8 protein-coding genes are annotated in these 9,950 nt (G+C 73.7%); 4 read left to right on the top strand and 4 right to left on the bottom strand.

All coding sequences use genetic code 11. The annotated features are described in order from the left end of the window. The coding region (locus FV227_RS26440) for an EAL domain-containing protein (RefSeq protein WP_246688381.1) at positions 1 to 1,393 on the bottom strand (1,393 nt) is incomplete at its 3' end. A 256-nt stretch (positions 1,394 to 1,649) separates the two neighbouring features. On the opposite strand from FV227_RS26440, the gene FV227_RS26435 reads away from it, so the two are divergent. Together FV227_RS26435 and FV227_RS26430 are read left to right on the top strand one after the other, a co-directional pair. Then, positions 1,650 to 1,868 (top strand): heavy-metal-associated domain-containing protein, encoded by a 219-nt coding sequence (locus tag FV227_RS26435; protein WP_147729049.1) that lies wholly within the window; start codon positions 1,650 to 1,652, stop codon positions 1,866 to 1,868. Between the two features lie 198 nt (positions 1,869 to 2,066). Beyond that, complete coding sequence (locus tag FV227_RS26430; RefSeq protein WP_147729048.1) at positions 2,067 to 3,740, top strand: formate--tetrahydrofolate ligase; 1,674 nt, start codon at positions 2,067 to 2,069, stop codon at positions 3,738 to 3,740. 123 nt (positions 3,741 to 3,863) lie between these two features. Here FV227_RS26430 and FV227_RS26425 read toward each other — a convergent pair whose 3' ends face one another. Together FV227_RS26425 and FV227_RS26420 are read right to left on the bottom strand one after the other, a co-directional pair. Continuing rightward, positions 3,864 to 4,634: a restriction endonuclease gene (locus tag FV227_RS26425; protein WP_147860280.1), complete on the bottom strand. Its 771-nt coding sequence runs from the start codon at positions 4,632 to 4,634 to the stop codon at positions 3,864 to 3,866. 299 nt (positions 4,635 to 4,933) lie between these two features. Continuing rightward, a complete protein-coding gene (locus tag FV227_RS26420) occupies positions 4,934 to 5,425 on the bottom strand; it encodes a MucR family transcriptional regulator (protein ID WP_147844642.1) in 492 nt (163 codons plus the stop codon). A gap of 666 nt (positions 5,426 to 6,091) precedes the next feature. Here FV227_RS26420 and FV227_RS26415 point away from each other — a divergent pair. Together FV227_RS26415 and FV227_RS26410 are read left to right on the top strand one after the other, a co-directional pair. Then, positions 6,092 to 8,737 (top strand): bifunctional acetate--CoA ligase family protein/GNAT family N-acetyltransferase, encoded by a 2,646-nt coding sequence (locus FV227_RS26415; RefSeq protein WP_147860279.1) that lies wholly within the window; start codon positions 6,092 to 6,094, stop codon positions 8,735 to 8,737. A gap of 12 nt (positions 8,738 to 8,749) precedes the next feature. Further along, positions 8,750 to 9,124 carry a helix-turn-helix domain-containing protein gene (locus FV227_RS26410; RefSeq protein ID WP_147729701.1) on the top strand — a complete coding sequence of 125 codons (375 nt, stop codon included), beginning with the start codon at positions 8,750 to 8,752 and terminating at the stop codon, positions 9,122 to 9,124. A 57-nt stretch (positions 9,125 to 9,181) separates the two neighbouring features. Here FV227_RS26410 and FV227_RS26405 read toward each other — a convergent pair whose 3' ends face one another. Next, positions 9,182 to 9,715: a DNA starvation/stationary phase protection protein gene (locus FV227_RS26405; RefSeq protein WP_147729700.1), complete on the bottom strand. Its 534-nt coding sequence runs from the start codon at positions 9,713 to 9,715 to the stop codon at positions 9,182 to 9,184. Between the last annotated feature and the right edge of the window lie 235 nt (positions 9,716 to 9,950).

Raw genomic sequence — 9,950 nt, 5'->3', positions numbered from 1 at the left:
GGGTCGGGGGGGCGGAGGGGACCGGCGGGGCCTGCGCGGCGAGCACGTCGGCCCGCACCGGGCGCGGCGGGGCGAAGACCGCCCCTTGCGCGAACGGCACGTCGAGGTCGATCAGATCGGGCACGTCGGATTCGGCCGCGACGTCGGTCGCGACCAGGCGGATGCCAGCCCGCGCAAGCGCGGTGACGAGGTCCTCGATCGCGATGTCCGACAGGCTGCGCCGGGCCGGGCCGGGGCGCAGCAGCAGGCCGGCGGGGACCTTGACCTGGCCGACGCCGTAGCCCGCCAGCGCCGCGGCGTCGAAGCGCAGGTCCGCCGGCCGGTCGAGGGTGAAGCCGACCCGGCCCTTGAGCGCGGCGACGGCGCCGGCCTGCTCGGCGTCGAGGTTGCGCCAGCTCGCCTGCGGCAGGGCGACGACGAGGCGGCCGGCCAGGGCCGGCTCGGCCGCGACCAGCCGCGCGATCCCGCGCAGGAACCCGGGCTCGTAGAGCGAGAGCGGCGACAGGCCGTAGGCCACCGCCGCCTCGCTGCCGCGGCCGACGAGGTGGCGGGCGATGGTGGCGACCCGCTGCAGCATGCGCCGGTCGAGCTCGGTCGAGCGGCCGTGCCGCTCCAGCACCGGCAGGAACGCCTCCGGCGTCAGCACCGCGCCGGCGAGCCTCAGGCGGGCCAGGGCCTCGTAGGACGCGACCTTGCGCTGCGGCAGCGTCACCAGCGGCTGGAGGTGGACCTCGAGGCCGTCGCCGTCGAAGGCCGCGATCACCGCCTCGTCCTCGGTCGAGCCCCGGGCGGCCGCGTCCGCCCGGGGCAGGGCGCGCGGCGGGAAGAGGCGCGGCACCGGCATCGGCGCCGGCTCGGGCTCCGGCGCCGCGGGCGGCACGTAGGCCGGCGGCTGAATCGAGGCGGGCGGCGGCGCGTAGGCGGGGGCCGATGCGAAGACTTGGGCCGGCGGCGGTTCCGGGGCGGGCGCCGGCTTCGAGGCGGCCAGGTCGGCGGCCTGCTGCTTCAGCCGCGCGACCTCGCCGTCCTGCGTGCCGACCACGGCCGCGAGGTCGCGCACGATGCCGCTGAGCAGGCCGATCTCGACGGTCAGCTCCTCGACGTCGCGGGGCAGCCCGGCCTGCGCCGGATCGGCCCGGCCGGCCGCCTCGGCCTTGAGCAGGCGCTTCGACAGGGTGTCGAGCTCGGCCGAGAGCTTGTCGCAGCGTGCCTTCAGCCCGCTCGCACGGGCATGGGCCGCGAGCGCGCCGAACGCGGCGAGCCCCCCGAGCGCGAGCGCGCCGACCGTGGGCATCAGGGCGGCGAGCGGCGCGAGCGCAACGAGGCCGAGCAGACCCATCGACCACAGGCCCGCATGCCGGCCGATCCTCCGGGCTGTGGGTCGGTTCGCCACGGGTGCCTTCTTGCCTGGATTCGGGGGGAGCCCGGGCCTGCCTGATCGGGGCCGCGGAGCCCTTTTGTCGCCGAGGGCCCGCGGGGCCGCAAGCGCGCAGGTGAGCCGGCGCGGCGGTTTTCCGCGAGTGTGACATCCGGAAGTTTCTTCGCCCGCTTGCGGCCTCGCGCGCCCAATCCTCGCCCTGCTCCGCCCTTGCCGCGCCCGGCCCGGCGCCCGAGATCGGTGGCAGGCGATCGATCGACGGAGCGACGGCATGGACGCGCAGGGCGAACTTCTGATGCGGGTCGAGGGCATGACCTGCGGCGGGTGCGAGGCGTCGGTGCGCCGCATCGTCCAGCGGATCGATCCGGCGGCGGAGGTCGCGGTCGACCGGGCGCATGAGCGCGTCGCGATCCGGACGTCGGCCCAGAGCCTCGTGCTGGCCGAGGCGCTGACCAAGGCCGGCTACACCGCCACCGCGATGACCGGCTGAAGGCGCGCCAAATCGAATTTGTCGGCGCAGCGAATAATTTCGACGCGCTTTTCGACCGGAGCTGACGCAAAATGTCGGAATCGGCCGGGCGTTGCGCTTGGTCTTGCGCCCGTCGCACGGCACAACGCCGGCTTGAACGGACGTCGCGGACAAAACCGGACGCCACACGACGCCCTCGTGCCAAAGGTTGAGGAAACCATGCCCTCCGACATCGAGATCGCCCGCGCGGCGACGTTGCAGCCGATCGCGCAGGTCGCCGAGAAGCTCGGCATCCCCGACGACGCCCTGCACAATTACGGCAAGCACATCGCCAAGCTCGATCACGGCTTCATCGGCGGGCTCGAGGGCAAGCCCGAGGGCAAGCTGATCCTCGTCACCGCGATCTCGCCGACCCCGGCGGGCGAGGGCAAGACCACGACGACGGTCGGCCTCGGCGACGCGCTGAACCGCATCGGCCGGAAGACCATGATCTGCCTGCGCGAGCCCTCGCTCGGGCCCTGCTTCGGCATGAAGGGCGGCGCGGCCGGCGGCGGCAAGGCCCAGGTCGTGCCGATGGAGCAGATCAACCTGCACTTCACCGGCGACTTCCACGCCATCACCTCGGCGCACGCGCTCGCCGCGGCGCTGATCGACAACCACGTCTACTGGGCCAACGAGCTCAACATTGACGTGCGCCGCATCCACTGGCGCCGGGTCGTCGACATGAACGACCGGGCGCTGCGCGCGATCACCCAGTCGCTCGGCGGCGTCGCCAACGGGTTTCCGCGGGAAGACGGCTTCGACATCACCGTGGCCTCCGAGGTCATGGCGGTGTTCTGCCTCGCCAAGGACCTCGCCGACCTCGAGGAGCGCCTCGGCCGCATCGTCGTCGCCGAGACCCGCGACCGCAAGCTCGTGACCCTGAAGGACGTCAAGGCCACCGGCGCGATGACGGTGCTGCTGAAGGACGCGCTGCAGCCGAACCTGGTGCAGACGCTGGAGGGCAACCCGGCGCTGATCCACGGCGGCCCCTTCGCCAACATCGCCCACGGCTGCAACTCGGTGATCGCCACCCGCGCCGGCCTCAGGCTCGCCGACTACACCGTGACGGAAGCCGGCTTCGGCGCCGACCTCGGCGCGGAGAAGTTCCTGGACATCAAGTGCCGGCAGGCCGGCCTGTCGCCGTCCGCGGTGGTCATCGTCGCCACGGTGCGGGCGCTGAAGATGCACGGCGGGGTCAACAAGAAGGACCTCGGGGCCGAGAACGTCGACGCCCTCGAGAAGGGGTTCGCCAACCTGGCGCGCCATGTCGCCAACGTGCGCGGCTTCGGCCTGCCGGTGGTGGTGGCGGTCAACCACTTCCACGCCGACACCGATGCCGAGCACGCCAAGCTGCGCGACCTCTGTCGCGAACGCCTCGACGTCGAGGCGATCACCTGCAAGCACTGGGCGGAGGGCGGCGCCGGCGCCGAGGCCCTGGCCCATGCGGTGGTGGCGCTCTCCCAGGGCGCGCCGAAGCCGATCGCCTACACCTACGAGGCCGAGGCCAAGCTGTCGGACAAGGTCAAGGCGATCGCGACCAAGCTCTACGGCGCCGCCGACATCCAGATCGAGTCCAAGGCGGCGGGCAAGCTCGCCACCTTCGAGAAGGACGGCTACGGCCACCTGCCGGTCTGTATGGCCAAGACCCAATACTCGTTCTCGACCGACCCGACCCTGATCGGCGCCCCCGAGGGCCACGTGGTCGCGGTGCGCGACGTGCGCCTCTCGGCCGGGGCCGGCTTCGTCGTGGTGATCTGCGGAGAGATCATGACCATGCCGGGCCTGCCGCGGGTGCCGGCCGCCGACACGATCCGCCTCGACGCGAACGGCCAGATCGACGGGCTGTTCTAGGGGCGCACGCGACGCGTCTTTCCCTCCCCCGCACCCAAGTCGGGCCTGCCCGACTTGGGCACACGGGGTGCGGACCTCGGGCAAGCCCAAGATCCGTCGGGGGAGGGAAGAGGAGAAGAGCCGTCAGCCCCGCGCGGCCAGGACGGTCCGCATCGGGCGCAGGTCGTCGAGATCGTCGTGGTGCAGCAGCAGCACGTCGGTGGCGGCGGCGAGCTTGCGGGCGGCGGGGGTGAAGCCGGCATTCGTGACCACGGCGGCCATGTCGCCGGACCAGTAGCGGGCGGCGGCGGCCGCCTCCTGCACCGCGGCGTTGCCGACCGGGCGGCCGTAGCGCTTGCACTGCACGACGAGGCGGGTGCGGCCCTGCTCGGCGACGATGTCGGCGCCCTGGTCGCCGCTCGCCGGGGTCGGGTGCGTGCGCCAGCCGGCGCGCTCGAGCCGCGCGGCGCAGAACCGCTCGTAGGGCACGCCCTCCTCGGGCGCCGCGTCGTCCTCGGGCAGGTCCACCGCCTCGGCCACCGCCTCGACGATGGACAGGATCGTGTCCGCCCGCGCCGCGCACAGGTCCGCGAAGCCGCGCGCGGTCAGGTCCGGCACCACGGTGCGCGCGACGAAGTAGTCGCGCTCGCGCAGCCAGCCGTCGACGATGCGGTTGCCGTAGGCGTCGACGAAGCTTTCCTGCCGGCGGCGCAGGGCGAGCGTCCGGGCGTGGCGGCGGGCGAGCTTGCGCACCCGGGCGCGGAAGCGCCGGGGCCGCCCGAGATGGCGCAGCAGGACGAGGCCGAGCGCCGCGCCCGAGAGCAGGAGGCCGCCGCGCCCGTACCGGAGCGACAGGCCGCCGCCGACCACCGCGATCCAGAACAGGCGGGCGACGAGGCTGGGCTGGCCGGGCATGAACGACGCCTCACGCGGCCGGCCCCACCGGCCGGCTCCTCGCCGACAGCCATCGCACCCGGCGATGCCCGATCCCTGAATCGGCCCGGCGAGCGCCGCGGAAAGCTGTGGATTTCCCGGGGGCGGGCGCCCGCGAGCGGATCGCGTCGCGCTGTCCGGCTCCCCCTCCCGGAGGAGAGGGCCGGGGCGAGGGGCATGACCCACCCGGACGGGTCGTGCCCCGCAATCCGCCCGTCTCCCACGGGGGACGGGACGCGGGTTCTGCCGGGCCCGGTCGGGCGATCGGAAGAACCCGGCGATCAGCCCTCGGCGGCGCTGCGGCCTCGGCTGCGGCGCGGGGCCGGAGCGGCGGCCGCCTCGGGTGCGGCCTTGCCGCGGGTCTTGCGACGCTGCTGGCCGAGGCCCATCGTCTTGGCGAGCTCGGAGCGGGCGGCGGCGTAGTTCGGCGCGACCATCGGGTAGTCGGCCGCCAAGTTCCACTTGGTGCGATACGCGTCGGGGGTCATGTCGTAGCGCGTGCGCAGGTGGCGCTTCAGCGACTTGAACTTCTTCCCGTCCTCCAGGCAGATGATGAAGTCCGGCGTGACCGAGCGCTTGATCGAGACCGCGGGCGTCGGCGGCTCGACCTTCTCGGCGGCGGCGCCGTTCCCCAGCTGGGCCAGCGTCGTGTGCACCGAGACGATGAGCCCGTTCAATTCCGGGACCGGAACGGAATTCTTGCTCACGAAGGCCGACACGATTTCTGCCGCCAGAGCGATGTAATCCGGTTCCATGCCGTTGTCGTTCATCATCGATCGTTCCCCGGTCCGACTTCCCTCGACACGTCCGACGTCAACGCAGCCCAAGGGTTGGGAAATTTTCAGCTGACGCCAGCTTGTTCAGGCAAGGCGGCTATGATGTCTAACATCTCAACGCAATGCGCAAGGTCTGTTTCCGTTCGATTAAACTTGATGGAAAGGCTTCCAACACAAAAAAACGAGTGTAGCGCCGCACCCGGAGTCCAGTCCGACCCCCTGCGGCGCTGGTGTCCAATGGCGGAGCCGGTCGTCGAGACGGCCGGAGCCTTCGCGGATTCGGTATTAGTCGCCTGCTTTTCCGTCCCGGCGCGCCAATACCCTCGTTCGATTCCCGCCTCGGGCTTGAAAACTTTGTTGTGTCCGCAACGAGATCGCGAGCGATCCTGCGCGGGCCGCGGCGGAGCGGCCAGGGCCTGCCGGTGCTCCCGAGCCGCCGGTCCGCGCGGCCGCACCCGCGCGACCGGTCGTGCCGCCGCGCGCGCCGACATGAGGACTTGCCCTGGCGCGGGTTGCTCTGTTGAAGAGGCGGGCGCACCGGACGATCGGCCCGCCCCCGTTGATTCGCGACCGGGCGGGCAGACGAGAAGGATCGCATGATGCCGATGGACCGGCCGTGACCGCCTTCCGCCGGGCGGCCGGCCCCCCGCTCGGAGGCCCCGCGTGAGCACCTACCGCTTCGAGGCCCTGCTCACCCCGCGCTCGGTCGCCGTGGTCGGCGCCGGCGCCCGCGCCGGCTCGCTCGGGCGCGCGGTGTTCGACAAGATCCGCGCGGGCGGCTTTCCCGGGTCGGTCCACCCGGTCCACCCGCAGGATGCCGAGGCCGACGGCGTGCCCTGCGTGGCGCGGATCGCCGACCTGCCGGCGGTGCCCGACCTCGCCGTGGTGGCGAGCCCGCCCGAGAGCATCCCCGGGATCGTCGCGGAGGCCGGGCGGGCGGGCGTGCGCGCCGCGATCCTGCTCACCGCCGGCCTCGGCACCGAGCCGGACGATCCCGGCCCGCGCGCGGCGCGGATCGCGCGGGAGCACGGCCTGCGCCTGCTCGGGCCCGACAGCGCCGGCCTCGCGGTGCCGGGCCACCGGCTCGACGCCAGCCTGCTCGCCCGCGCGCCGCGGGCGGGCGACCTCGCCCTGGTCTCGCGATCGGGCACGGTCGCCGGGGCGATCGTCGAGTGGGGCGCCCGGCACGGGGCCGGGTTCTCGGCGGTGATGGCGCTCGGCAGCGCCTGCGACGTCGACATCGCCGACTGCCTCGACCACTTCGCCAACTGCCTGCGCACCCGGGCGATCCTGCTGTGCCTCGACGGGGTGTCGGACGCCCGCCGCTTCATGTCCGCCGCCCGCGCCGCCGCGCGCACCAAGCCGGTGGTGATCCTGCGCGCCGGCCGCCATGCCCGCGACGGGCGGAACCCCGAGACCCATACCGGCGCCCTGGCCCGGCCCGACGCGGTCTACGCCGCCGCGTTCCGCCGGGCGGGCCTGCTCGCGGTCGAGGATCTCGACGCGATGTTCTCGGCCGCCGAGACCCTGTCGCACCAGCGCCCGTTCGCGGGCAAGCGCCTCGCGATCCTCACCAACGGCCGCGGCATCGGCCTGCTCGCCGCCGACCGGCTCGCCGACCGCGGCGGCGTCCCGGCGGACGGGCCGGTGGTCGATCTCGGCATCACCGCCGACGGGCCGGCCTACGCCGCCGCCCTCGCGCCGATGCTGGCCGACCATGCCGGCGACGCGGTGCTGACCGTCCACGTCCCCACCGCCCGCTCGGACGCGGCCGCGGTGGCGCAGGCCGTCGCCGACACGGTGACGCGGGCGCGGCGCGGGCAGGCGCGCAAGAAGCCGGTCTTCGCGGTGTCCCACGGCGAGGCGGCCGCGGCGATCCTGGCCGGCGCCGGCATCCCGCACTTCGCCACCGATTCCGAGGCGATCGAGGGCTTCCTGCACCTGGTGCGCTACCGCGAGGCGCAGGACGACCTGATGCGCACGCCGGATTCGCTGCCGCGCGACTTCTCGCCCGACACCGCGGCCGCCGAGGCGATCGTCGCCGCCGCCCTGCGGCAGGGGGCGGCGTGGCTCGATCCGGTCGCGGTCGCCGGCCTGCTCGCGGCCTACGGCATCGAGACCGTGCCGCTGACGCTCGCCCCCGACATCGACGCGGCGGCGGCGGCCGCCTGGACGATCATCGCCGCCGGCGGCACGGTGGCGCTGAAGGTCGTCTCGCCCGACGTGGTGCACAAGTCCGACATCGGCGGCGTCCACCTCGACCTCACCAGCGAGCAGGACGTCCGCGACGCCGCGCGGAAGATCCTGGTGCGCGCCCGGCGCGAGCGGCCCGATGCCCGGGTCACGGGGTTCGCCGTGCAGCCGATGGTGCGCAAGGGCCAGCGCCGCGAGCTGATCGCGGGGCTCGCCGAGGATCCGGTCTTCGGGCCCGTGGTGGTGTTCGGCCGCGGCGGCACGGCGGTGGAGGTGATCGACGACCGGGCCCTCGGCCTGCCGCCCCTCGACCTCGCGCTCGCCGACGACCTCATCGGCCGCACCCGCGTCGCCCGGCGGCTCGCCGCCTATCGCGACGTGCCGGCGGTCGACCGCGGCGCGATCGCGCTGACGCTGGTGAAGCTCGCCCAGCTCGCCGCCGACCTGCCGGACGTGCGCGAGCTCGACATCAATCCGCTGCTCGCCGACGCCGACGGCGTCGTCGCCCTCGACGCCCGGGTGCGCCTGCGCGCCAGCCCGCGCCGGGCCGGCGGCCATCCGCGCTTCGCGATCCGGCCCTATCCCGCCGAATGGGTGCGGGCGCTGACGCTGAAGGGCCGGGCGATCGCCGTGCGCCCGGTGCGGCCCGAGGACGAGCCGCTGTTCCGGGCCTTCTTCGCCACGATCGACCCGGAGGACGTGCGGCTGCGCTTCTTCGCCCCGGTGCGCGACTTCAGCCACGCCTTCCTCGCCCGCCTGACCCAGCTCGACTACGCCCGCGCCATCGCCTTCGTCGCCCTCGACGAGACCGAGGCGGGCGCCGGCGAGGGGGCGAAGCGCATGCTCGGGGCGGTGCGCCTGCACGCCAACGCCGACGGCACCAGCGGCGAGTACGCGATCCTCGTCCGCTCCGAGGCCCGCGGCACCGGCCTCGCGCTCGCCCTGATGCGGCTCATGCTCGACTGGGCGCGCTCGGAGGGCATCGGCACCGTCGAGGGCACGGTGCTCGCCGAGAACCGCGCGATGCTCGCCGTGTGCCGCCGCCTCGGCTTCGCGCAGAGCCGCGACCCGGACGACGTCGGCGTGGTGAAGGTGCGGCTGGGGTTGCGGGGGTGAGGGGAGACGGCCATGACTCGCACATCGGCTCGCACATCGGCTCGGACATCGCTGACGGACCTCCTCGCGTCGCCGCCGGACATCGACCGCGCGCGCATCCTGGCGACGACGGAAGCGGAGATCCGCGCGCAGGCCGTCGCCGACGGCGACGACCCCGATGCGGAGGCCGAGGGCTACCGGCTGGTTCCGCCTCCCCACGACCTGCGGCGGACCCTGGGCCTGACGCAGGCCGCTTTCGCCGCCCTGCTCCGGGTTCCGATCGGGACGGTGCGGAACTGGGAACAGGGCCGCACGCCGCCCGATCCCGCGGCGCGCACGCTGCTGGCCCTGGTGGCCGCAGATCCCGCCCATGCGCTGCGGGTGCTCGGGACGCCGCGGGCGCCATGAAAAAAGCCCCGCCTCCTCATCGGAAGCGGGGCCGCATCTCGCGTCACGCGTAAGAGATCAGTGGCCGCCCTCGGTGGCGTTGCGGGTCGACTCGTAGAGGAACCAGGTGCGCTCCTCGGACTGGTCGATCCACTCCTCGAGCAGCGAGGTGGTCGAGACGTCGTTGGCCTCGTCGGTGACCTCGTGCAGCTCGCGCATGTTGGCGGTGAGCGTCTTGTTGTCGTCGCGCAGCTCGCGCAGCATGTCGAGCGGCGAGACGTACTCCGCGTCGTTGTCGGCGACGCGGGTCAGCGACTTCGCCTGGCCCAGCGACTTCAGCGCGGTGCCGCCGATCTTGCGGGCGCGCTCGGCCACGTCGTCGATGATCGCGAAGATCTGCTCGCCCTGCTCGTCGAGCAGCAGGTGGTAGTCGCGGAAGTTCGGGCCGCTCATGTGCCAGTGGAAGTTCTTGGTCTTGATGTAGAGCGCGAACAGGTCCGAGGTCAGGACCGCGAGGCCCTCGGCGATCTTCTTGGTGTCGGCCGGGTCGAGGTCGGTCGGGGTGTTGAGGCGATCGCTCTCGATGCGGGTGATGGGCTTGGCCTTCGCCATGGTGGTCGCTCCGTTTGGGTCTGTCGGGGGCGAACGCCGGGCGGCCGCCGCGACGGCCCCGGCATCCCTCACCCGGCAGAATGAGCGGTGGCGGCGATTGTTCCAGGGCCGGTCCGCGGCGCGGGGCAGGGGTGCCGCCGGTGCACAGGCTGGAACCATTCCAGGCGGCGGCGCGGGTCCGCTCAGTTCGGGATCGCGCCCGGCGGCCGCGGGGCCGGCCCGTCGCCGAGCTGCG

The organism is Methylobacterium sp. WL119 (assembly GCF_008039875.1).
Classification (GTDB): domain Bacteria; phylum Pseudomonadota; class Alphaproteobacteria; order Rhizobiales; family Beijerinckiaceae; genus Methylobacterium.
Note: the sequence above shows the minus strand (reverse complement) of the source record. Positions and strands in the feature narration are given on the sequence as shown.

Bases quoted from the DNA above. Each gene is read 5' to 3' on its own strand.
- FV227_RS26435 (WP_147729049.1), top strand. From the start codon at position 1,650: ATGGACGCGCAGGGCGAACTTCTGATGCGGGTCGAGGGCATGACCTGC.
- FV227_RS26410 (WP_147729701.1), top strand. From the start codon at position 8,750: ATGACTCGCACATCGGCTCGCACATCGGCTCGGACATCGCTGACGGAC.
- FV227_RS26430 (WP_147729048.1), top strand. From the start codon at position 2,067: ATGCCCTCCGACATCGAGATCGCCCGCGCGGCGACGTTGCAGCCGATC.
- FV227_RS26425 (WP_147860280.1), bottom strand. From the start codon at position 4,634: ATGCCCGGCCAGCCCAGCCTCGTCGCCCGCCTGTTCTGGATCGCGGTG.
- FV227_RS26405 (WP_147729700.1), bottom strand. From the start codon at position 9,715: ATGGCGAAGGCCAAGCCCATCACCCGCATCGAGAGCGATCGCCTCAAC.
- FV227_RS26420 (WP_147844642.1), bottom strand. From the start codon at position 5,425: ATGATGAACGACAACGGCATGGAACCGGATTACATCGCTCTGGCGGCA.